At 35.4% G+C, this 23,473-nt stretch carries 20 protein-coding genes; 13 read left to right on the top strand and 7 right to left on the bottom strand.

All coding sequences use genetic code 11. The features are described 5' to 3' along the window. The first annotated feature begins 78 nt into the window (after positions 1 to 78). The 3 genes from OEV98_RS01595 (at position 79) to OEV98_RS01585 (ending at position 3,453) form a co-directional block, all read left to right on the top strand. Positions 79 to 1,695, top strand: coding sequence for a dihydrolipoyllysine-residue acetyltransferase (locus OEV98_RS01595; RefSeq protein WP_263071389.1), 1,617 nt, complete (start codon positions 79 to 81; stop codon positions 1,693 to 1,695). 3 nt (positions 1,696 to 1,698) lie between these two features. Further along, positions 1,699 to 3,108: a dihydrolipoyl dehydrogenase gene (gene lpdA / locus OEV98_RS01590; protein ID WP_263071388.1), complete on the top strand. Its 1,410-nt coding sequence runs from the start codon at positions 1,699 to 1,701 to the stop codon at positions 3,106 to 3,108. 228 nt (positions 3,109 to 3,336) lie between these two features. Then, positions 3,337 to 3,453, top strand: coding sequence for a GapA-binding peptide SR1P (locus tag OEV98_RS01585; RefSeq protein WP_263071387.1), 117 nt, complete (start codon positions 3,337 to 3,339; stop codon positions 3,451 to 3,453). A gap of 68 nt (positions 3,454 to 3,521) precedes the next feature. On the opposite strand, the gene OEV98_RS01580 is transcribed toward OEV98_RS01585, so the two are convergent. Beyond that, positions 3,522 to 4,991, bottom strand: a complete 1,470-nt coding sequence (locus OEV98_RS01580; RefSeq protein ID WP_263071386.1) for an aminotransferase class I/II-fold pyridoxal phosphate-dependent enzyme — start codon at positions 4,989 to 4,991, stop codon at positions 3,522 to 3,524. A gap of 335 nt (positions 4,992 to 5,326) precedes the next feature. On the opposite strand from OEV98_RS01580, the gene OEV98_RS01575 reads away from it, so the two are divergent. Further along, positions 5,327 to 6,283, top strand: a complete 957-nt coding sequence (locus tag OEV98_RS01575; protein ID WP_263071385.1) for an NAD(P)H-dependent flavin oxidoreductase — start codon at positions 5,327 to 5,329, stop codon at positions 6,281 to 6,283. A 15-nt stretch (positions 6,284 to 6,298) separates the two neighbouring features. Beyond that, complete coding sequence (locus OEV98_RS01570; RefSeq protein ID WP_263071384.1) at positions 6,299 to 6,574, top strand: UPF0223 family protein; 276 nt, start codon at positions 6,299 to 6,301, stop codon at positions 6,572 to 6,574. 52 nt (positions 6,575 to 6,626) lie between these two features. Here the strand turns inward: OEV98_RS01570 and OEV98_RS01565 are convergent, their stop codons facing one another. Beyond that, a complete protein-coding gene (locus OEV98_RS01565) occupies positions 6,627 to 7,247 on the bottom strand; it encodes a YktB family protein (protein WP_263071383.1) in 621 nt (206 codons plus the stop codon). A gap of 243 nt (positions 7,248 to 7,490) precedes the next feature. Between OEV98_RS01565 and OEV98_RS01560 the strand changes: the two genes are divergently transcribed. After that, positions 7,491 to 8,291 carry an inositol monophosphatase family protein gene (locus OEV98_RS01560; RefSeq protein ID WP_263071382.1) on the top strand — a complete coding sequence of 267 codons (801 nt, stop codon included), beginning with the start codon at positions 7,491 to 7,493 and terminating at the stop codon, positions 8,289 to 8,291. Between the two features lie 1,144 nt (positions 8,292 to 9,435). Here OEV98_RS01560 and OEV98_RS01555 read toward each other — a convergent pair. After that, positions 9,436 to 9,621: a YlaF family protein gene (locus tag OEV98_RS01555; protein WP_263071381.1), complete on the bottom strand. Its 186-nt coding sequence runs from the start codon at positions 9,619 to 9,621 to the stop codon at positions 9,436 to 9,438. A 183-nt stretch (positions 9,622 to 9,804) separates the two neighbouring features. Here OEV98_RS01555 and typA point away from each other — a divergent pair, with 183 nt between their 5' ends. Together typA and OEV98_RS01545 are read left to right on the top strand one after the other, a co-directional pair. Further along, positions 9,805 to 11,631, top strand: a complete 1,827-nt coding sequence (gene typA / locus OEV98_RS01550; protein WP_263071380.1) for a translational GTPase TypA — start codon at positions 9,805 to 9,807, stop codon at positions 11,629 to 11,631. A 161-nt stretch (positions 11,632 to 11,792) separates the two neighbouring features. Next, positions 11,793 to 12,107, top strand: a complete 315-nt coding sequence (locus tag OEV98_RS01545) for a YlaH-like family protein (protein WP_407676476.1) — start codon at positions 11,793 to 11,795, stop codon at positions 12,105 to 12,107. Positions 12,108 to 12,162: 55 nt separating this feature from the next. On the opposite strand, the gene OEV98_RS01540 is transcribed toward OEV98_RS01545, so the two are convergent. The 3 genes from OEV98_RS01540 to OEV98_RS01530 all read right to left on the bottom strand — a co-directional run bounded on the left by OEV98_RS01540 (position 12,163) and on the right by OEV98_RS01530 (position 14,004). Beyond that, positions 12,163 to 12,366: a YlaI family protein gene (locus tag OEV98_RS01540; RefSeq protein ID WP_263071379.1), complete on the bottom strand. Its 204-nt coding sequence runs from the start codon at positions 12,364 to 12,366 to the stop codon at positions 12,163 to 12,165. Positions 12,367 to 12,719: 353 nt separating this feature from the next. Continuing rightward, positions 12,720 to 13,322 (bottom strand): YhcN/YlaJ family sporulation lipoprotein, encoded by a 603-nt coding sequence (locus tag OEV98_RS01535; RefSeq protein ID WP_263071378.1) that lies wholly within the window; start codon positions 13,320 to 13,322, stop codon positions 12,720 to 12,722. A 187-nt stretch (positions 13,323 to 13,509) separates the two neighbouring features. Next, positions 13,510 to 14,004: a peptidyl-prolyl cis-trans isomerase gene (locus OEV98_RS01530; protein WP_263071377.1), complete on the bottom strand. Its 495-nt coding sequence runs from the start codon at positions 14,002 to 14,004 to the stop codon at positions 13,510 to 13,512. 262 nt (positions 14,005 to 14,266) lie between these two features. On the opposite strand from OEV98_RS01530, the gene OEV98_RS01525 reads away from it, so the two are divergent. The 3 genes from OEV98_RS01525 (at position 14,267) to pyc (ending at position 19,705) form a co-directional block, all read left to right on the top strand. Then, positions 14,267 to 14,551, top strand: a complete 285-nt coding sequence (locus tag OEV98_RS01525) for a YlaN family protein (protein ID WP_263071936.1) — start codon at positions 14,267 to 14,269, stop codon at positions 14,549 to 14,551. Between the two features lie 388 nt (positions 14,552 to 14,939). Next, on the top strand, positions 14,940 to 16,145 hold the full coding sequence (ftsW, locus tag OEV98_RS01520; protein ID WP_263071376.1) for a putative lipid II flippase FtsW: 1,206 nt from the start codon (positions 14,940 to 14,942) through the stop codon (positions 16,143 to 16,145). A gap of 128 nt (positions 16,146 to 16,273) precedes the next feature. Beyond that, positions 16,274 to 19,705, top strand: coding sequence for a pyruvate carboxylase (gene pyc / locus OEV98_RS01515; protein ID WP_263071375.1), 3,432 nt, complete (start codon positions 16,274 to 16,276; stop codon positions 19,703 to 19,705). Positions 19,706 to 19,777: 72 nt separating this feature from the next. On the opposite strand, the gene OEV98_RS01510 is transcribed toward pyc, so the two are convergent. Beyond that, entirely contained in the window at positions 19,778 to 20,758 is a 981-nt protein-coding gene (locus tag OEV98_RS01510) for a COX15/CtaA family protein (RefSeq protein ID WP_263071374.1), read from the bottom strand. A 467-nt stretch (positions 20,759 to 21,225) separates the two neighbouring features. Between OEV98_RS01510 and cyoE the strand changes: the two genes are divergently transcribed. Continuing rightward, complete coding sequence (gene cyoE / locus OEV98_RS01505) at positions 21,226 to 22,140, top strand: heme o synthase (RefSeq protein ID WP_263071935.1); 915 nt, start codon at positions 21,226 to 21,228, stop codon at positions 22,138 to 22,140. Positions 22,141 to 22,389: 249 nt separating this feature from the next. Further along, entirely contained in the window at positions 22,390 to 23,460 is a 1,071-nt protein-coding gene (gene coxB / locus OEV98_RS01500; RefSeq protein WP_263071373.1) for a cytochrome c oxidase subunit II, read from the top strand. Positions 23,461 to 23,473 lie beyond the last annotated feature (13 nt).

Here is a 23,473-nt window from a genome sequence, read left to right as displayed (position 1 = left end):
TTTGATTCGTCCTACTTCTTCATTTTATTACAAAAACAACTAATTAATCATAGGATTAACACAATAGGAGGGATAATCGTGGCATTCGAATTTAAATTACCAGACATCGGAGAAGGAATCCACGAAGGTGAAATCGTTAAATGGTTTGTTAAACCAGGTGACGAAGTAAACGAAGATGATGTACTTTGTGAAGTACAAAATGATAAATCAGTGGTTGAAATCCCATCACCAGTAAAAGGGAAAGTAATTGATGTGAAAGTTGCGGAAGGTACAGTAGCAGTAGTAGGTGACGTACTTGTTACATTTGACGCACCAGGATATGAAAACCTGAAATTTAAAGGCGAAGAAACAGAAGCACCAGCATCTGCACCGGCAGCGGCAGCTACACCAGCGCAAGCAGCACCAGCAGCTAGCCAATCTTCTATTTTCGAATTTAAATTACCAGACATTGGTGAAGGAATTCACGAGGGTGAAATCGTTAAATGGTTTGTTAAATCAGGCGACGAAGTGAATGAAGACGATGTACTATGTGAAGTACAAAATGATAAATCAGTAGTTGAAATTCCATCTCCTGTAAAAGGGAAAGTAATTGATGTGAAAGTTGCAGAAGGTACAGTAGCTGTAGTTGGTGATGTACTCGTAACATTTGACGCACCAGGCTATGAAGGCTTAAAATTTAAAGGTGAAGAAACAGAAAATGCACCAGCGCAAGCAGCACCAGTAGCTGCTCAAGCTTCTGCACAACCTGCTGATCCAAACAAAAATGTTATTGCAATGCCAAGTGTACGTAAATATGCTCGTGAAAAAGGAATCGATATTCGTTTAGTGAACGGTTCTGGTAAAAATGGACGTATAGTTAAACAAGATATTGATGCATTTGCAAATGGTACGCAAGCAGCACCAGTAGCAGCAGCTACACCTGCAGCACCAACAGAAACAAAAGTAGAAAAAGCAGCTACACCTGCAGCAGCAGCTATACCTACTGACGGTCAATATCCAGAAACTCGTGAAAAAATGAGTGGTATTCGTAAAGCAATTGCAAAAGCAATGGTTAATTCGAAACATACTGCTCCTCACGTTACATTAATGGATGAAGTAGATGTAACTAAACTTGTTGCACATCGTAAGAAATTTAAAGAAGTTGCAGCACAAAAAGGAATTAAGCTTACATTCTTACCATATGTAGTTAAAGCACTAGTTAGTGCATTACGTGAATACCCTGCATTAAATACTTCACTTGATGATGCTACAAGCGAAATTGTTCATAAACATTATTACAATATCGGTATTGCAGCTGATACAGAACGTGGTTTACTTGTACCAGTCGTTAAAAATGCTGATCGTAAATCAATGTTTACTATTTCTAATGAGATTAATGAACTAGCTGTTAAAGCCCGTGATGGTAAATTGGCTCCAAATGAAATGAAAGGTGCATCTTGCACAATTTCTAATATCGGTTCAGCAGGTGGACAATGGTTTACACCAGTAATTAACCATCCTGAAGTTGCTATTTTAGGTATTGGTCGTATTGCAGAAAAACCGATTGTACGTGATGGAGAAATTGTAGCAGCACCAGTTCTTTCATTATCTTTAAGCTTTGACCATCGTATGATTGATGGAGCAACTGGACAAAGTGCATTAAATCATATTAAACGTTTGCTAAATGATCCAGAATTATTATTAATGGAGGCGTAAGCAATGGTAGTAGGAGATTTTCCAATCGAAACAGATACTATAGTAATTGGGGCAGGTCCTGGTGGATATGTAGCAGCTATTCGTGCTGCTCAACTTGGACAAAAAGTTACAGTTGTCGAAAAAGGAAACGTGGGTGGCGTTTGTTTAAACGTTGGATGTATCCCATCCAAAGCACTTATCAATGTTGGTCATAAATACCATGACGCAAAACATTCTGAAGATATTGGTCTTATTGGAGAATCAGTAAAACTTGATTTTTCAAAAGTTCAAGCTTTCAAAGATAGTGTAGTGAAAAAATTAACTGGCGGTGTTTCCGGATTATTAAAAGGAAACAAAATTGAAGTTGTTTCTGGTGAAGCATTCTTTGTTGACAGTAACTCACTACGTGTAATGACTGAGAAAGCAGCACAAACATATAATTTTAAAAATGCTATTATTGCAACTGGATCTCGTCCAATTGAATTAAAAACATTCAAGTATTCTAAACGTGTACTTGATTCAACAGGTGCACTTGCATTACAAGAAGTTCCAGAAAAAATTGTCATCATTGGTGGCGGTGTTATCGGTCTAGAACTTGGTGGTGCATATGCTAACTTTGGTACTCAAGTAACTATTTTAGAAGGTACTGACGATATTCTTGGTGGTAACTATGCTAAACAAATGACACAACTTGTGAAGAAAAACTTCAAGAATAAAGGTACGGAAATCATTACAAAAGCAATGGCTAAAGGTGTTGAAGAAAGTGACACTGGTGTTGTTGTAACTTACGAAGCAGCTGGAAAAGAAGAAAAAGTTTCTGCTGATTACGTATTCGTAATGGTTGGACGTCGTCCAAATACGGATGAAATTGGTCTTGAACAAGCAGGTGTTAAATTAACAGATCGTGGTTTAGTCGAAATTGATAAACAATGCCGCACTAGTGTACCTAATATTTATGCTATTGGTGACATTGTTGCTGGACCACAATTAGCACATAAAGCTTCTTATGAAGGTAAAATTGCTGCGGAAGCTATTGCTGGACATCCATCAGAAATTGATTATCTTGGAATTCCTGCTGTTGTATTCTCTGATCCAGAACTTGCAACAGTTGGTTATACTCCAGAACAAGCAAAAGCAGAAGGAATTGAAGTGAAAGTAGGTAAATTCCCATATGCTGCACTTGGTCGTTCATTAGCATTGAACAATTCTGAAGGCTTCTATCAATTAGTAACACGTAAAGAGGATGGAGTAGTTATCGGCGGACAAGTAGCTGGTCCTAATGCATCTGATTTAATCGCAGAAATTGGTCTTGCAGTTGAAACAGGTATTACTGCGGAAGACATTGCATTAACAATTCATGCTCACCCTACATTTGGTGAAATAGCAATGGAAGCTGCAGAAGTTGCGCTTGGTAGCCCAATCCACATTCTGTAAGCTGTATTAGTAAAGTTATTTAAACGGTGTTTCCTTATCGGAAACACCGTTTTTTGCTTTTTAATTTTTGCTAATTGTGTTTAATACATAAAAGGGCTATTTTTATTTTTTAACGTTATACATTTAAGGGATTTAATGAACATATACTGTAGTATATTATAATAAAAAGATAAAATAGTATAACATATTTTAAATTTTGTCATCATGTTTAAACGGGAGGGAATTCCAATGGGTCAAATCGTTTGTCAATCTTGTAATTCCACTATTGAGCATTTTGAAAATGAAAAGGTTTCCATTTTGTATGGCCAATGTCCACATTGTAAGGATTGCGAGGAAGAAGCGTAAATGTTGTGATAATAAGAAAAGGCTGTTCCTTTGTCAAAGAATGGATGACAAAAAAACAGCCTTATTTTTTATCTTATTGCGCGGTATTCCTTGATTACGCGAATATAGTTTAATTCACTATCTTCAGGTCCTTGTACCGGAAGACCGGCTTCAATATTCTTCTTAATATAATATAGATTTTCTTCCATGATTATTTCACCAGGGATTAAAATAGGAATTCCTGGAGGATAGACCATCACAAACTCTGCGATTACCCTACCAACAGCCTCTTTGAATGGAATAACTTCCGTTTCTGAATAAAAAGCATCTCTTGGAGATAACGCGAGCAGAGGAATTTCTGGTAAAAGAACTTGTACATGCTTTTTAGAGGCGTAGCTAGCAAATGTTTTTGCTAATTCCTTTAGTGCAGTTAATAATATGTCTGCTTCCTTTTGTGTATCTCCAAATGTAACGATACATAATATATTATATAAATCAGATAGCTCCACTTCAATATTATAAACTTCACGTAACCATTGTTCTGCGTCATGACCAGTTATGCCGAGATCCTTAACACTAATAATTAGCTTTGTTGGGTCAATTCCATATACAGCTTTATTATTTAATACTTCTCTACCGACACAATAGAGATGTTCGATTTGGTTAACTTCTTCACGAATGTATTCTGCTAATTCAATTGTTTTCGAAATAAGCTCTTTCCCTCTGATGGCTAATTGTTTTCTAGCTGTATCTAATGATGATAGTAAAATATATGACGTCGAAGTAGTTGTCAGCATACTTAAAATCGATTGAATACGGTTCACATTAATTAAACCTTCCTTAACATTTAATACAGAGCTTTGCGTTAAGGAACCTCCAAGCTTATGTACACTAGTGGCAGCAATATCAGCCCCTGCTTGCATTGCGGAAATAGGTAAATCCTCATGGAAATGGATATGAACTCCATGTGCCTCATCGACTAAAACGGGAACGTCATAGGAATGAGCAATTTCAACGATTTTCTTTAAATCAGCAGCTAAACCAAAATAAGTTGGATTAATGACTAGTACCCCTTTTGCATCTGGATGTTCTTCTAATGCTTTTTCCACAGACTCAGCTGTGATACCGTGGGATATTCCTAAAACAGCATCAATTGCTGGGTGAATGAAGATAGGAGTTGCACCTGAAAAGACGATCGCAGACATAACGGATTTATGCACGTTACGTGGTACAATTATTTTATCTCCGGGTCCTGCAACGGCCATTACCATCGTCATTATTGCCCCACTTGTGCCTTGTACAGAAAAGAATGTATGATCCGCACCGAATGCCTCGGCTGCAAGTAATTGTGCTTCTTTAATAATTCCTTTTGGTTGATGTAAATCATCTAACGGGGCAATATTTATTAAATCCATTGAAAAAGCATTATCGCCAATAAAGTTCCGAAATTCTGGATCCACGCCAACACCTTTTTTATGACCAGGTATATGGAATTGTATTGGATTTTTTTTAATATGCTCGAGTATTCCTGTAAATAAAGGGGTATCAAATTGATTCAATCTAACTTTCACCTCATTAATTCTTAATTTATTTTGTATTCAATAATGTTTATTGAAGGATTTATACTATGTATAAATAAAATTATTTTAATAAAACAAAATGAATTATAACAGTATAGACACCATTTTTCTATCTTTTTTTTATTATTTTGGACAAATTGTGATTGTGCATGAAAAATTGTCGCAAAGAATCTTTATACAATAGGATTTATTACGTTTTGAATTATTATTAGTAAGTGTAATATTTCTATTTTACCCAAACTGGAGTGCATTACTTATTTGAAAAAAACTGTTATACTTTACTGGATAAAGGAAATACATAAGGAGGAATTAATGTGAATTGGACTACAAGAGTAAGTAAATTACTAAATATAAAATACCCAATTATCCAAGGGGGACTCGCTCATCTAGCCTATAGTGAATTAGCTGCGGCTGTCTCAAATGCAGGGGGACTCGGACAAATTACCGCAATGTCACTTCCTAATCCGGAATTATTACGCGATGAGATTCGTAAAGTTAGAACATTAACAGATAAGCCCTTTGGGGTTAATTTTGCAATAAGTCAGCATGGAAAATCATTCGAACCGTATTTACAAGTTGCTATTGAAGAAAAGGTTCCGGTTGTATCTGTTACTGGAGGCAACCCTACTCCATTTTTTCAACAACTAGAAGGTGTTGATATTAAAAAACTAGTATTAGTTGCTGCGAAACGACAAGCAATGAAGGCGGAAATGCTAGGTGCAGATGCTGTAATGGTTGTTGGTCAAGAGGGTGGTGGACATATTGGTAGAGACGATTTGTCAACGATGGTGCTAGTTCCACAAGTAGTCGATGCAGTTTCTATTCCAGTCATTGCCTCAGGCGGTATTGGAGATGGTAGAGGGCTTTTAGCTGCTTTAAGCTTAGGTGCTGAAGGTGTTGAGATGGGAACAAGATTTATAGCAACAAAAGAATGTGTGCATGCACATTCGTCTTATAAGGAAGCATTAGTAAATGGTGATGAATTTAGTACCGTTGTCATAAAAAAATCAATAGGTGCACCAGCTAGAACATTAAAAAATAGCTGGACAGATAAAATATTGGAACTGGAAAATGAAAATGCTACATATGAAACATTGCAAGATTATATATCTGGAGAAGCAAATCGACGTTATGCACATGAAGGAAAAACTGAAGAAGGCTTTGTTTGGGCCGGGCAAGTAATTGGCTTAATTCATGACATTCCGACCGTTCAAGAATTGATTGACCGAATGGTTCAGGATGCAGAAACGATTCAAAGACGTTGGGTATAAAAGAGGTGCATTAAAATGGAATACTCCTATCCGATTTCATTCGATTGGTCTACAGATGAAATTATAAATGTTGTTCAATTTTTTGAAGCAATTGAAAAAGTTTACGGAAATGGAATAACGAAAAAAGAACTGATGGAAAAATATCGCTTGTTTAAGCAAGTTGTCCCAAGCATAGGGGAAGAGAAAAGTATATTTCGTGAATTTGAACAAGTAAGTGGCTATGCCTCGTATAAAGCAGTAAAAATGATGAAAGAAACAGATGATGATCAGGCAAAAATAAAATTATCTTAAGTAAAAACGGCTGTCCAAATCAAATGAATGGTTACTTGGACAGCCATTGTTTTTAACTTGTAAAAGAAAGCTTGTATAAAGGTATTAGCGTCTTGAACGTATCAAGCGTAAGTTGTGTCAATGCTTCTCCATTTTGTAAAATTGGATCATTAGCAGGAATATTTCTTCCGATTAAAAATTCCGCCTTTTTCACGTTTTTAAATCGTTCCAATGTATCTTCTAATGATATTTCTTTTATGCTTTGCGCATTTTTTTTCATATGGTCTGTTGAAATAACAAAATCACTTGGGATAATTGTTTTGATTACCTCTACCTGATTTAAAAAGCTTTGTGCTATTTGTGCTTTATTCGGTAATTCGTAAATATAAGCTAACCAAATAAATAGGTGGTCATCGAATAATCCTAGTTGAAAATGCGGATATTGTTTATAGCCACGTTTGTTTGGGCCGATAGCTAGCCATGTATCCTTAGGTGGATTGACTGTTCTTCTAGCGTGTTTCGCGATGTGTAAATACATCTCGTCACCGAGTAAACTAGATAAATCCATTGTTAATTCTGAACCTATTGCTTGGAATTTTGGTTGAATTTTGCCTCTTATGGCAGCCATTCTATCGTCCAATCCATCTATTGTAAATACTTGAAAATCTTCTTTAGTAAATCCTTGTAATGTCATTTTTGCCTCCACCTTAAACGATAATAAAAGTTTACCTTTATGATATCGTTATTTTAACATATAGGAGCTATTTGGTAAAAAAAGTCGAATTCTGCATAGCAAACTATTTACCACGACTAGAAACAATGGTCAATTAAATATTTATGATTTTTCAATTCAACAGTGTATCTTGTATTGAACGTTCTAGCTATTTGGTCTAAGATGGAACTATACATATGTGCATAACAATGAGGAGGAAATAATTTGGTTAATTGGATAGAAGTGGATACATATGCAAGAGAGTGGATTAAAGAAGCAGGTGAACGAATTCGGAAAACCTTTACACAAAAACTGGATATAACAACTAAATCAGATAAAAATGATTTAGTTACAAATGTGGATAAAGAAACCGAGCAATATTTTATTGAAAAAATCCGTAGTACATATAATGATCATAAAATTTTGGGGGAAGAAGGATATGGTGACAAGCCTACGACCATAGACGGTATTGTTTGGATAATTGATCCGATTGATGGTACGATGAATTTTGTTCATCAAAAACGAAATTTTATGATTTCCATTGGTATTTATGAAAATGGCGTTGGAATACTAGGCTATATTTATGATGTGGTACATAATGAATTATTTTATGGAAAAAAAGGGGAAGGTGTATTTTTCCAAGGTAAACCAGTACCAAAATTAGAAGAAGTGTCGTTGGAAGAAGCAGTTTTAGGATTAAACCCAACATGGGTTACTGAAAACCGTAGAATTGATTATTCCATTCTTACGCCACTAGTTAAACGCGCTCATGGTACTCGGTCATACGGTTCTGCAGCACTTGAAATTGCCTATGTAGCAATGGGGTGGATGGACGCATATATAACGCTTCGACTTTCTCCGTGGGATTATGCAGCAGGAAAGATATTAATCGAAGAGTTAGGTGGAAAAGCAACAACTCTTTCAGGAAAACCATTATCGATGTTAGAAGGAAGCTCTGTATTCATTAGTAAACCAGGTTTACATGAAGAGTTATTAGAAAATTATTTGAAGGAATTTAAAGAATAAGTCATATTCAAAACTACCCTTCCCGAATTGAACCCCGATTGTGTTAGAAACACAACTTATGATGGTGTGACAGTTTGGGAAGGGTATTTTATGACTTATAATCAAGTGACTGATATAATATCCTTCTGTGGTATGAAATCCATTATATATTTAAAAATCTAAAGTATAGTGAGCAAGAAATAAAGGAGAAATCCTTTTGATAGAAGGTCTCAACAAGAAAATGGACAAGAAATAAAGGGGAAATCTGTTTGATAGAAGGTCTCAACAGGAAAGCGGAAAAGAAATAAAGGAGAAATCGGTTTGATAACAAGTATCAATAGGAAAGTGAGCAAGAAATAAAGGAGAAATCCGTTTGATAGAAGGTCTCAACAGGAAAGTGAGTAAGAAACCGAGGAGAAATCCGTTTGATAGAAGGTCTCAACAGGAAAGTGAGCAAGAAATAAAGGAGAAATCTGTTTGATAGCAGGTATCAATAGGAAAGTAAGCAAGAAATAAAGGAGAAATCTGTTTGACAAAAGGTCTCAACAAGAAAGTGGACAAGAAACCGAGTTAAAATCCGTTTGATAACAGGAATCAACAGGAAAGCGGACAAGAAACCGAGGAAAAATCCGTTTGATAACAGGAATCAACAGGAAAGCGGAAAAGAAATAAAGGAAAAATCCGTTTGACAAAAGGTCTCAACAGGAAAGTGAGCAAGAAACCGAGGAAAAATCCGTTTGATAACAGGAATCAATAGGAAAGTGGACAAGAAACTGAGCTAAAATCCGTTTGATAACAGGAATCAATAGGAAAGTAAGCAAGAAATAAAGGAGAAATCTGTTTGACAGAAGGTCTCAACAAGAAAGTGGACAAGAAACTGAGCTAAAATCCGTTTGATAACAGGAATCAATAGGAAAGTAAGCAAGAAATAAAGGAGAAATCTGTTTGACAGAAGGTCTCAACAAGAAAGTGGACAAGAAACCAAGGAAAAATCCGTTTGACAGAAGGTCTCAACAGGAAAGTGAGCAAGAAACCGAGGAAAAATCCGTTTGATAACAGGTGTCATTATAAGAGGTAGCCACCGGGTGATGTGCTACCACTTTTTAGTAAAGATGGAATTTTTTTAGAAAATTAATCATTAGTTTTACTATCACTACGACTTTTTCTATAGCTTTCCTAGTTCTCTCATTTTTTTCTTCGTTTGAAAACCTCTGCCCATAACAATAATAACAATAAGGGTAAATACAATTCCCAAAACAATATTTTGAAGTCCGATGGCTATACCAATTCCAACCATTGAAAAAACAGCGATTATGGAATAAAAGAAAAAATTCCATTTAATATTTTTCATAACGTCCCCATCCTTTGTTCTATAGCAATTGATCGTTCAATAAATGTAAAAAATTTACTGTGGAATAGCAAAAGAAAACGCGTTCACTTTTTATTTTACTTGAAAAAATCTTTTTTTTCTACACTTTTGTATTCATGTGTTATAATGTTAAAGTTAATCTGTAGTAAGAAAGCAGGAGGAAAAATGAAACTTCGTGAAGATTTAAGAAATATTGCTATTATTGCCCACGTTGACCATGGGAAAACAACGTTAGTTGATCAGCTGTTAAAACAAGCTGGAACTTTCCGTGCAAATGAACATGTTCAAGAACGTGCGATGGATTCAAATGATTTAGAGCGTGAAAGAGGAATTACCATCTTAGCAAAAAATACTGCTGTTCAATATAAAGATACAAAAATAAATATTTTGGACACACCAGGACATGCTGACTTTAGTGGTGAAGTTGAACGGATTATGAAACTGGTAGATGGTGTTTTACTTGTTGTTGATGCATATGAAGGCTGTATGCCACAAACACGTTTCGTTTTGAAAAAAGCGTTGGAACAAAATTTAACACCGATTGTTGTAGTAAACAAAATTGACCGTGATTTTGCTCGTCCAGAGGAAGTTGTCGATGAAGTATTAGAATTGTTCATTGAGCTAGATGCAAATGATGATCAATTAGAATTCCCTGTTATTTATGCTTCCGCATATAACGGTACGGCAAGTACTGACCCAGAGAAACAGGATGAAAATATGCAAGTATTATTTGACACTATTTTGGAAGCAATTCCAGCACCAGTTGATAACCGTGAAGAGTCACTACAAATGCAAGTTGCCCTACTTGATTATAATGATTATGTAGGAAGAATTGGGATTGGTCGTGTGTTCCGCGGAACGATGAAAGTTGGAGAACAAGTTGCTTTAATGAAGCTTGATGGCACTGTTAAACAATTCCGTGTTACGAAAATGTTTGGTTTCTTAGGATTGAAACGTGTAGAAATAAATGAAGCTTATGCAGGTGATTTAATCGCAGTATCTGGTATGGAAGATATTAATGTAGGGGAAACCATTACGACAATAGATAAGCAAGAGGCACTACCTGTTTTACGTATTGATGAACCAACATTAAAAATGACTTTCTTAGTAAATAATAGTCCATTTGCTGGGAAAGAAGGAAAATATATTACGGCACGTAAAATCGAAGAAAGATTACAAATGCAGTTGCATACAGATGTTAGTTTACGTGTAGATCCAACTGATTCACCAGATGCTTGGGTAGTTTCAGGTCGTGGTGAATTACATTTATCTATCTTAATTGAAAATATGCGCCGTGAAGGATATGAATTACAAGTATCCAAACCAGAAGTAATTTTAAAAGAAATTGATGGTAAAATTTGTGAGCCGTTTGAACGAGTAGTAATTGATGCACCAGAAGAATACACTGGTGGTCTAATTGAATCACTTGGAAGCAGAAAAGGTGAAATGTTAGACATGATTAATAACGGAAAAGGGCAAGTTCGTTTAATTTTCTTAGTTCCTTCCCGTGGATTAATTGGTTATCAAACAGAAGTATTAACAATGACTCGTGGTTATGGAATTTATAACCATTCCTTCGACTGCTATAAACCTAAATTATCTGGTGTAGTCGGTGGCCGCCGTCAAGGTGTTTTAGTTGCACTCGAGGCAGGTAAAGCTAACTCTTATGGTATTATGCAATTGGAAGACCGTGGTGTTATCTTTGTTGAACCTGGTACAGAAGTATATTCTGGAATGATCGTTGGGGAGCATAACCGTGAAAATGATTTAACGGTTAATATTTGTAAAGCAAAACATGCAACAAACGTTCGTTCTGCTACAAAGGATCAAACAACGGTAATTAAAAAACCTAGAATCTTCTCCCTTGAAGAAGCATTACAATATTTAGATGACGATGAATATTGTGAAGTAACACCTGAATCTATCCGTTTACGGAAAAAGATTTTAGATAAAGCGACAAGAGAAAGACAATCTAGAAAGAAAAACGCTTAATTGTTTAGTGCTAATTGAATTGTTTTCTCATGGAAATAACTCGAGATTGAAACCCTGTTTTTATCGAAACAGGGTTTCTTTTTCGTTTTTACAAAATGAGCTTGTTCATGTATGATGAAAGTATCGGTTTTGCGAAGATTAAGAATTAAGGGGGAGCAAATTTGATAGAAAATCGGTTATCCTTTTTTGCTAGTCTGTATCAGGTGGATAAAAATCCTGAAATGGGAATGTTGCTTTTATACTGGACAATTGTAATACTTTGTATCGCTGCCTATAAATTGGGCTTTGCACAAAAGCTACCATTAATTAAATCAATTGTTGTTTATGGTGTTCTTTTACTAGGCTGTACGATATTAAGCTTTTTAGGGACCGTTATCCCAATTGCTGAGGGGTTGTTTGTTATTGTTTTAGTATTGCTTATCTACCGTATACGAAGACATCGGGAGAAAAAAGTGGGGGCAGGAGTGCAACAATAATTACATATAATAAAAAACAAGCATAAATTAATATGCTTGTTTTTTATTATGCTACTTACCACCATTCATCCTCAGGAACATTTGTACTATATAATTTGAATTTTCCTGTCGAAATGCGTGCTTCGGTTTTTTCTTTAATTCTATCGTAGCACTGTTGGCACATATATGTATGGATGGGACGATTTCGTAATTTTTTCGCTATTGGAGAGTCATCATCCAGTGATTCAATTTGATCGCAAATGACACATTTCACTTTCATCGGTAAGCCTCCAAATTTTGGTTTGTTTCAACAAGTATACCATATGAAAGAGTTAGTGTAATCGGTTTTTAGAAAAGAAATGAGGCTGGGACATAACAATTGATGTTTAAATGTAAGACGAACGATAATTCGGATAGCGGAGGAAATATACGTAGACTCCTGCGGGAAAAGCATGAGCCGACCTGACCCCGCACGAAGCGTAGCGGAGGAGGAGGCTAAGGCTATGTCCGCGGAAAGCGAAGTATATTTCCGGAGCGAATTTACCTACTTAACTTTGTTCGGATTCTCTTACATAAAAATACTTTTGTCCCAGCTTCTCTTTTTGTTGTGAACGTCTTATCTGGGATTTATTCTTATTCTTTATGATTGTTTGATTGTTCCTGTTGGTTCTTATCAAGCTTTTGACTATCTTTTGAATTTATATCTTGTTTTTGATCTTCTGTTGCATCTTTCGGTGTTGGATCCTGTAAGTCACCTGGTATTTCTGGCATAATGCGACCGACAATGTCAGATAGCTCGTTTAATACGCCTTGAACTGGTCGGCCATCTCGAATATCTTCGCCAATTTCACCTAATCGGGCTGTAATATCTGGATCTGCCACCACAATAGCATTTGCCCCATGGGGGTCATTTTTTAATACTTCCGATACAGAATATTTAATAGAACCGACTTTGGAACGATCTAGGTTTTCATCTACATCAATTCCTACAATTGCATAGTTCCCTAAAGCGACAGCTGTTGAACTCTTTACATTTGGAACACTTGCTGCAAGATTTGCCAAATGCTTCGATATTTTTTCACTTTCTTCTTGATCTACATTTTCAATGGTTGTATTTTTCACATGCATATAAGGATTGTCATTGTCGTTCGTGTTATTCATATTAGAGGATTCATTGTTGCCACGACATCCAGTTAATGCAAATAAAATAAGTAGAATAAATAACCACTGTTTCATGATTTTCACCTCATCATTGGTGTGTTTTTTCAATAAATATATTTTGATTAAAGTCGTTTTTTTATACATAAAACGAACAAATAGGTGAAATTAAGAAGGGATAATTTTATAATTTAGGGGAAAAATGGGGGTAACAAAAAACTGCCCATGTGCTTCATTGGACAGTTTTTATTATCAGGATACTTGGTTACTCGACAACAAAGCTTGTTACATGGGTAATCGGGTTGTTGCGATTGGAGCCATCGTTAAATAATACATAAACGGGACCATCATCCTTTAAAGGCTTTCCTTCATTTGAAAATTGAAGGATTAATTCACCGGCTTCTTCTAAAGCAATGGTTACGTTTTCTTTTTTTGTTTCAATAATTAAAGATTTCGCTCCGGGAAGTGGCTCTGCATTTTTGATAAACGGTTCAAATTTTATACCAAATGTTCCTGTTAATATTTCTACCTTCTTTAATTTTCGTTCCGCTTTTAAGGTAGGTGGAGCAACGGAGCCTTCTCGAATTTCACGATGCCAATAATTAGACATTTTTTCTTCATAGGAATCAACTTCTTCTGTATCTTCCTTTGCATCAAAATATGTCTTTAAATTAATGTGGCGATCATCAAAAATCCATACCGATGGATCAAGTGTAATCTTATAATTGACGTTACCTTTAATTTCTAAAATACTACTCAAAATCAGTACACCTCATTTCTGTATATAAATTGAGTATACATTTAAAATTCTTAATTGTCACATTGAAAGTTTCTATACTTTCTTGAATTATATAGAAAGGTGGAAGATAAAAATACAATCGTTAAAAACTGGAAAAGCATAAATGTCTTAGGAAAAAATCTTTCATTTCATAATTACTTCAATAGATAATCCCTTGCATTTTCTATGGTTTAAAGGTAGAATTTTAAAAAGGATGGTTTTTTCTTTCTAGTGAGGGGGAATGATGGTGGCGTCAGAAACGAAAGTCGATCATAGGGAGAAAGCCTGTACATTATTACAAGCAGATGCTGAAAAGATAATTAAATTGATTCAAGTTCAAATGGATCATTTAACGATGCCCCAATGCCCATTATATGAGGAAGTATTGGATACCCAAATGTTCGGTTTATCCCGTCAAATAGATTTCGCTGTAAGACTCGGGCTAGTGGAGGAAAAATTCGGTAGAGATCTGTTAGATTCAGTGGAACGTAAACTTTCAGCTTTACATGAAGCATCGATGAATAAATAATAGTTTAATAGACGAAACGAGTATCAGGATTATAACATGTATTGTTATTAAACGGTGCAATTAGCATCTTGATGTTGCGTGATTAATTTATCGGACCTTTAGGGGCAAACTTCACCTACTTAAACTCTAAAGATCTATAAGATTTAAGGCGGTAAAATAGTGCCCCTTAAAAGTGGGATAAAGCTCAAACAGTTGATTAGCCAATTGTTTGGGTTTTTTTATTATCCGTTAGGGTATACATATTTTAAGTTGTTTTATAAAATAGATTTACCGATTGTAATTACTATACGGTAGCGTGAAACCGGTTATATGTACCGGAAAGTATGATACAAAATTGCAAATAAAATTTAAATAGTATAACATAAATATAATGATTGGAAGAGAATTTATGGTAAAAAAAGTGTTGAAATCGTATGATTATTCCATTGTTTCCGTCTATATTTTAATTTCCTTGTTTGGATTAGTGATGGTTTACAGTGCTAGTATGGTTACGGCAATTCAATTAGGACAGGATAGTAATTTCTTCTATAAAAAACAATTAATAAATTTATTAATGTCATTTGTAGCCTTCGTGGTCATGTCCATCATCCCTTATAAACTATTTAAATCAAATAAAATGCTAGTTGCTATTATGCTATTATCCGTAGTTGGGCTAGTTAGTTTGAACTTTATAGGAAACAATGTTAATAATGCAACAAGTTGGATTAGTGTTGGAGCACGTAGTATTCAACCTTCCGAATTTGTTAAGCTAGGGATGATTATTTATTTAGCAGCTGTATATGCCAAAAAACAATCCTATATAAACGATTTTAACAAAGGGGTAGCCCCACCAATTCTCTTTTTAATATTTATTACTTTCTTAACGATTGTCCAACCAGATTTAGGGACAGCATCGATTATTTTTGTAACAGGATTAATGATGGTTCTATGCTCTGGAATGAATTGGAAAAATTTATTGAAGCTAGTAATGATTGGTGTAATTGCTGTTGTCATCTTCTCGCCAATTATATTGCTGAAGAGTGATGATATTTTTACTGAAGAGCGGATGGGACGTATTTATAGCTTTACGGACCCTTTTCAATATGAAGTCGATGAAGGTCATCAGCTAGTTAATTCTTACTTGGCAATTGGCTCTGGTGGCTGGAAGGGCGTAGGATTGGGAAAGAGTGTTCAGAAGCTAGGCTATTTACCTGAAGCCCATACAGATTTTATTATGGCAATTATTGCAGAGGAATTAGGAATATTTGGTGTTGGTTTTGTTTTAGTATGTTTAGGATATATAGTTTTAAAAGGTTTTTATATAGGTATGAAGTGCAAAGATCCTTTTGGCAGTTTACTAGCTTTCGGTATTTCCGGGATGCTAGGATTTCAAACATTCATTAACTTAGGCGGTGCCTCAGGTATGATACCAATAACAGGTGTAACCTTACCGTTTGTGAGTTATGGTGGTTCGTCTTTATTAGTTTTATCATTAGCTCTTGGCCTCTTAATGAATGTTGCGATGTTTTCTAACTATGAAATGAAGTACAAAACAGAAAAATCCAACACTATAAAGAAGGAAGAGCGATTCACACGGGCACCACAAGTATTTTAAGTGGTAATAATGTTTTACAATGCAGTTTAGTAGCATAGCGCTACTAAACTACCGTTAAATTACAGAAAATTACCTTATTAACGATAGTTAAAATAATTTTGTGTATTATTAATGAAGGGGTGGGAAGGTTGAATAAAATCAATAAAGTGTTAGTTGCGAATCGAGGGGAAATTGCCATTCGGGTATTCCGGGCATGTACAGAATTAAATATACGGACAGTAGCGATATATTCTAGGGAGGATTCTAGCTCCTATCATCGTTATAAAGCGGATGAAGCATATTTAGTTGGAGAAGGCAAAAAACCAATTGATGCTTATTTGGATATTGAAGGAATTATAAAAATTGCTAAACAAAGTGAAGTGGATGCGATTCATCCAGGGTATGGTTTTCTATCGGAAAATATTCAGTTTGCGAAAAGATGTGAAGAAGAGGGTATTATTTTCATCGGTCCTAAACCAGAACAATTGGAAATTTTTGGAGATAAAGTGAAGGCACGGATGCAAGCCGAGCGTTCGAAAATACCTGTTGTGCCTGGTCGTTCGATTCAATTAGAAGAAGATATTCGCCAGTTTGCATCAGAGGTTGGCTATCCAATTATCATTAAAGCAGCACTTGGCGGTGGCGGACGTGGGATGCGGATTGTAACAAATGAATCTGAATTAATAGAGGCATTTTCTCGTGCGAAATCGGAAGCAAAATCTGCCTTTGGTAGTGATGAAGTATATGTGGAAAAATTTCTTGCGAATCCAAAGCATATTGAAGTACAAATATTAGCAGATAATGATGGAAATTTAGTGCACTTATATGAACGGGATTGTTCTGTTCAACGCCGTCATCAAAAAGTGGTAGAAATTGCACCATCGGTTTCTCTTTCAGAACAACTACGAAAAGAAATCTGTGACGCTGCAGTGAAATTAATGAAGGATACTAATTACGTAAATGCTGGTACCGTTGAATTTTTAGTAGCTAATGATAAATTTTATTTCATTGAAGTGAATCCGAGAATCCAGGTGGAACATACGATTACGGAATTAATTACTGGAATCGATATCGTTCAATCACAACTATTTATTGCAGATGGCTATGATTTACATAGTGATGTTATCGGAATACCGAAACAAGAAGATATCAGTACAAATGGGTTTGCTATTCAATGTCGTGTAACGACAGAGGATCCATTAAATCATTTTATGCCAGACACCGGTAAAATAAATGTGTACCGAAGTGGTGGTGGATTTGGTGTTCGGTTAGACGCAGGAAATGGATTCCAAGGATCAGTAATTTCTCCTTATTATGACTCATTACTTGTAAAGGTTTCCACTTGGGCAATGACCTTTGAAAAAGCTGCTGCAAAAATGGTTCGGAATTTGCAGGAATTTCGAATTAGAGGAATAAAAACGAATATCGCGTTTTTAGAAAATGTGATGTTGCACCCGAAGTTCATTAACGGTGAATATGATACATCATTTATTGACACTACACCGGAATTATTTGTATTTCCAGTTCGTAAGGATAGGGGAACAAAGCTACTTACCTATCTTGGGGATGTAACAGTTAATGGCTTCCCGGGTATTGGTAAAGTAAAAAAACCAATCTTTGAAAAGCCGAGAATTCCAAATGTCGATGGTAATGTAGAGAATTTAGTCGGGACTAAGCAAATATTAGATCAATTTGGACCTAGTTACTTATCAGAGTGGATAAAATCACAGGAAAAAGTACTATTAACAGATACGACATTTCGTGATGCACATCAATCATTGCTTGCGACAAGAGTACGGACACATGATTTATTGAAAATTGCGGAACCAACTGCGCATCTTTTACCTAATTTATTCTCGATGGAGATGTGGGGAGGAGCAACCTTTGATGTCAGTTATCGATTTTTAATGGAGGATCCGTGGGAACGACTAATCCAATTACGAAAGAAAATGCCGAATGTACTTTTCCAAATGTTATTTAGAGGATCGAATGCGGTTGGTTATACAAATTATCCAGATAATGTTATTCGTGAGTTTGTAAAAGTATCTGCTACCGCTGGTATCGATGTGTATCGAATCTTTGATAGCCTAAATTGGATAAAAGGGATGGAAGTTGCTATTGAAGCAGTACGAGATGCCGGAAAGGTGGCCGAGGCTGCAATATGTTATACAGGAGATATTCATGATCCATCTCGTAGTAAATATCATTTAAACTATTATATTGAGTTAGCTAAAGAGCTAGAAAAGCAAGGGGCACATATTTTAGCAATTAAAGATATGGCAGGACTTTTAAAGCCGCAAGCTGCATATGAACTCATATCTGAATTGAAAAACCATATTAATATACCGATTCATCTTCATACACATGATACGAGTGGCAATGGCATATTTACTTATGCGAGGGCAATTGAGGCAGGAGTGGATATTGTCGATACAGCAATTAGCTCAATGGCTGGTTTCACTTCCCAACCAAGTGCCAATTCACTTTACTATGCACTCCAAGGTTCTAAGCGAATCCCGGATGTTTCGATAGCTTCCTTAAACGATATCTCGAAATATTGGGAAGATATTCGTCGTTACTATCATGAATTTGAAAGTGGGATGAATGCCCCGCATCCAGAAGTTTATGAACATGAAATGCCTGGCGGTCAGTATAGTAATCTTCAGCAGCAGGCAAAAGCACTTGGTCTAATCGAGCGCTGGGATGAAGTAAAAGAAATGTATCGACGTGTTAATTTAATGTTTGGAGATATTGTTAAAGTAACGCCGTCGTCGAAAATTGTCGGTGATATGGCTTTATTCATGGTTCAAAATAATCTAACGGAGGAAGATGTTCTGGAAAAAGGATTCAAAATTGATTTCCCAGATTCCGTTATTGAGTTTTTCCAAGGCTATATTGGTTTTCCACCAGGAGGATTCCCGGAAGAATTACAAAAAGTGATATTAAAGAATAAAGAGCCATTAACGGTACGTGCTGGAGAACTGCTTCAACCTGTCGATTTCCAAAAAATTAAAGAAGACTTAGTCGGAGAACTGAAGAGGAAAGTGACCGATTATGATGCACTTAGTTTTGCACTTTATCCGAAAGTATTTACTGACTATATAAAAAGTGTAAGTCAGTATGGTACTGTATCTGAATTAGATACCCCATCCTTCTTTTATGGTATGCGTTTAGGAGAAGAACTTGAAATTGAAATTGAAACAGGAAAAACATTGATTGTGAAATTAATTTCCGTTGGCCAAGTGCAAGCAGACGGTACGCGAATTGTTTATTTTGAATTGAACGGTCAACCTCGAGAAATTGTAATTAAGGATGCAAATGTTAAAGGTACTGTTTCAGAAAGACCGAAAGCAGATGTAAACAATGAACAGCATATTGGTGCGACAATGCCTGGAACAGTTGTGAAGGTAATCGTTGAAAAAGGAGAAAAAGTAAATAAAGGGGATCATTTGGTCATAACAGAAGCGATGAAAATGGAAACTACTGTTCAAGCTCCCTTTTCTGGTACGGTAGAGGATATATTTGTTTCAGCAGGTGATGCTATTAAACAAGGGGATTTATTAATACAATTAAAGAAATAATAAAAAGAGGTTGATGTTACATCAACCTCTTTTTATGCATGTAATTTACGGTCTTTGTCATTTTAACGATAATTAACCATTATTTTGAACGATGGAGGATATAATTTCCTTATTTTCCTGATGCTTTTTACTATGTAATTTTCGTGCTCTTTCATTATATTGTGTCCGCGAAATAATAAATATCATATAACTTAATACACCGAATAAGCAAGATATAAATAATGCATGTAATAAAGCAACATATAAGTTCAATTGAGAGATGATTACAATGGCGCCGGAAAAAACTTGAAGCGAAACGAGAATAAATGCAATCATCCAACCGTAATAAATAACAGGTTGTGTTTTATATTTGCGGATGGCTAATAAAAATATAAAGAGTATCCAAAGGAAAATAAGACCTGCAGCCAGTCGGTGTCCCATCTGTACCCATTCGTAAATGTTTCGAGGGAGTGTAATGGCGGTATTGTTACAAAATGGCCAGTCTGAACAAATCATACTCGCTTCCATATGTCTAACTAAAGCTCCTGTATAAATGACAACTAAGCTATAAATGGTTAATCCTATTGTATGGGCTTTCATTCGTTTATCAATAATGACATTTTCTACCTGAAACTTCTTATCGATCTCAAAAATAAGTAATGTCAAAAGAAGAACAGCGGAAAATGAAATTAAGGAAATTCCAAAATGCAGTGCCATAAAGAAATCCGATTGTCCCCAAAGGACTGTCGCAGCACCAACTAAACTTTGAATTACAATAAAGGAGAGTGCGAGAATGGATAAAAATTTCGTTTCTCTAATATGGCCAAGCTTTTTCCAGCTTAATATGGCAAGAACGAGAACCATTATTGCAACTAATCCTGTAACCATTCGATGGGAAGCTTCAATAACTAATTCAGAAGTAATTTCTGATGGGATAAATTGTCCATTACATAACGGCCAAGATGCACCACAGCCATCACCTGAATCTGTCTTTGTAACTAAAGCGCCACCAATTAATAACATGAGCATACCAAAAGTAGATAGAACAGCAAGCCGTTTTAAGTAGGGTTGCACTACGTCACCTTCTTATAATTTATTCTCTTGCTATATCGTACATTATGTTGATTCTATGTGACAAGTCATTTGTACTATTTCCATAATTATTATAATAAAAAAATATTGAAAATAAAGGTTTAAATGTATAATAATAAAAAAGTGCTTATAGAACGCTAAATTAATCGTTTAATTCCGTTTATTTTGAAAAGATATTATATTCCAATATAGAAATGGCACGTTTTCATTGTTTTGACACAAATTAGACAAATATTATTCAGAAATTATTCACAAAATCCATTGGTTTGTGCTTTAATATTAAATAGAGTTAAGTATTTGAAACGTTTTCATCTATAATTATTTCGTGGATTTTGCTGGTAATAAACCACAATGATAGATTATTACGCTTTTTTCGTATATAGTTAATACTATGGTTAACCCTCTTCTGCTAAGAAAGGAGGTCGAGTTAAGCAGTGGATAATACAAAAATACTTCAAAACAATTCCGTTTATCAAAAGGATTCAGACGAAGACACAAAAACCTCGGTAGTGAAAGACTTTTTAGCACTAATTAAAATTGGTATTATTAATTCGAATTTAATTACTGCAACAACCGGTATTTGGTTAGCCTTATATTATAATGATCTTAAGTTGTTTGATAACCTTGATAAGGTTATTTTTGCGATTGTTGGTACCTGGCTTGTTATCGGTGGTGCAGGTAGCTTAAATAATTTTATTGATCGCGATATAGATGTTAAGATGAGTAGAACAAAGAAGAGACCTACAGTTTCCGGTAATTTTTCACCAGCATTTGCATTAACTATCGGGTTAGGTTTTGTTACAATTGGAGCTCTTTTTCTATTCCAAACGACATTCGTTTCTGGATTGATTGGATTATTTGGCGTATTTGCTTATGTCATTTTATATACGGTGTGGTCAAAGCGAAGATTTACATTAAATACTGTCGTAGGGAGTATTTCTGGTGCTGTTCCACCATTAATTGGCTGGGCAGCGATTGATGGCAATCTTCATACTGCTGCTTGGATACTATTTTTAATTATGTTCATTTGGCAAATACCACATTTTCTTGCATTAGCAATGAGAAGAACAGAGGAATACCGTGCAGCAAATATTCCGATGTTACCTGTTGTGCATGGATTTGCAATGACGAAGCGACAAATTATCGTTTGGATTGTTTGCCTATTTCCATTACCATTTTACTTAAGTGAGCTAGGAATCCCATTTTTAGTACTAGCAACGATTTTAAATATTGGTTGGCTAGCACTTGGCATTATTGGCTACAAATCGATGGATGACATAAAATGGGCAAATCGAATGTTTATTTTTTCGTTAAATTATTTAACCATCATGTTCGTTTCCATGATTATTTTTACACTTATTTAATTAAGATGATGTTCATTTTTGGATAGCAAATGAACATAAATTCTCTTTGGCTATCCTAAATAATAATAGGTGAGTGAGCTATTTATTCACTCACCCAATACATAATCATTCATTAACACTATAAACAAAGTGGAAACGCTATTAGTATTTAAACTTGTTTTTAAGCGAAACATTCGCTTGAAATAAATTAATCGAATTTTTTTTATTCTTTTTATTACAAGAATTGTGAAAGAGGGGATTGATAGCATTATGAAGAAATGGCGTCTTATGACATTGCTATTTTTGATGGCGCTAGTCCTGGCTGGATGTGGTAAACCATATTTATCAACACTTCAGCCAGCGGGGGAAGTTGCAGGCAAGCAGCTTGATTTATTGATTTTTAGTAGTTTGATTATGCTATTTGTCATTATAGTAGTAGTTATCGTGTATGTACTAGTATTAGTCCGATTTAGAAGGAAAAAAGTTGGAGAGGATTTCATTCCAAAACAAGTGGAGGGTAGCCACAAGCTTGAAGTGATTTGGACTGTTATACCGATTATACTCGTGCTAATCTTATCGGTTCCAACCATTTTGTATACTTTTGAGTTTGGTAATGTCAAAGGTATGGAAAAGGTTGATCAAAACGGGGACAAAGAAGCACTTGTTGTAAATGTGCGAGCAAATTTATATTGGTGGGAATTTGAGTACCCTGATTTAGGTATTGTTACCTCACAAGATTTAGTAGTCCCAACGGATGAGAAGGTTTATTTTAATTTGATTTCTTCTGATGTAAAACATTCATTCTGGATTCCATCAATTGGTGGGAAAATGGATACGAATACAGAAAACACAAATACTTTTTATTTAGAATTTGATCAATCGAAAGCAGATGCTGCCGGCAATTTATTCTTCGGTAAATGTGCAGAGCTTTGTGGTCCATCACATGCGTATATGGACTTTAAAGTAAAAGCGGTTTCTCGAGATGAATTCAATCAATGGGCTACTGCGATGCAAAATTCAACAGAAGAACCTACACCAACGTCAGATGTTGCACTACGTGGTCAAGAGCTCTTCCAAGAAAATAATTGTTTCTCTTGTCATGCTACAACAGCAAATGACGAAAGACCTGCTGCAGCTAGAACTGCGCCAAATTTAGCTGATTTTGGAAATCGTACAAAGGTTGCAGGAATATTAGATCATACGAAAGAGGATCTGAAAAATTGGATTCAGCATCCTGGAGAATATAAACCAGGAAATAAAATGTATGATGAAAATGATTTTACAGAAGAAGAACTTGATGCATTGGCTGAGTATTTAATGGGTCTGAAAGTTCAAGAATAATAGGGGAGTAAAG

This window comes from Perspicuibacillus lycopersici (genome assembly GCF_025660475.1).
Classification (GTDB): Bacteria; Bacillota; Bacilli; order Bacillales; family Caldibacillaceae; genus Perspicuibacillus; species Perspicuibacillus lycopersici.
This window is presented reverse-complemented; position numbering and strand designations above follow the sequence as displayed.

Bases quoted from the DNA above. Each gene is read 5' to 3' on its own strand.
- lpdA (WP_263071388.1), top strand. From the start codon at position 1,699: ATGGTAGTAGGAGATTTTCCAATCGAAACAGATACTATAGTAATTGGG.
- OEV98_RS01585 (WP_263071387.1), top strand. From the start codon at position 3,337: ATGGGTCAAATCGTTTGTCAATCTTGTAATTCCACTATTGAGCATTTT.
- OEV98_RS01570 (WP_263071384.1), top strand. From the start codon at position 6,299: ATGGAATACTCCTATCCGATTTCATTCGATTGGTCTACAGATGAAATT.
- OEV98_RS01565 (WP_263071383.1), bottom strand. From the start codon at position 7,247: ATGACATTACAAGGATTTACTAAAGAAGATTTTCAAGTATTTACAATA.
- OEV98_RS01555 (WP_263071381.1), bottom strand. From the start codon at position 9,621: ATGAAAAATATTAAATGGAATTTTTTCTTTTATTCCATAATCGCTGTT.
- typA (WP_263071380.1), top strand. From the start codon at position 9,805: ATGAAACTTCGTGAAGATTTAAGAAATATTGCTATTATTGCCCACGTT.
- OEV98_RS01540 (WP_263071379.1), bottom strand. From the start codon at position 12,366: ATGAAAGTGAAATGTGTCATTTGCGATCAAATTGAATCACTGGATGAT.
- OEV98_RS01535 (WP_263071378.1), bottom strand. From the start codon at position 13,322: ATGAAACAGTGGTTATTTATTCTACTTATTTTATTTGCATTAACTGGA.
- OEV98_RS01525 (WP_263071936.1), top strand. From the start codon at position 14,267: ATGGTGGCGTCAGAAACGAAAGTCGATCATAGGGAGAAAGCCTGTACA.
- ftsW (WP_263071376.1), top strand. From the start codon at position 14,940: ATGGTAAAAAAAGTGTTGAAATCGTATGATTATTCCATTGTTTCCGTC.
- coxB (WP_263071373.1), top strand. From the start codon at position 22,390: ATGAAGAAATGGCGTCTTATGACATTGCTATTTTTGATGGCGCTAGTC.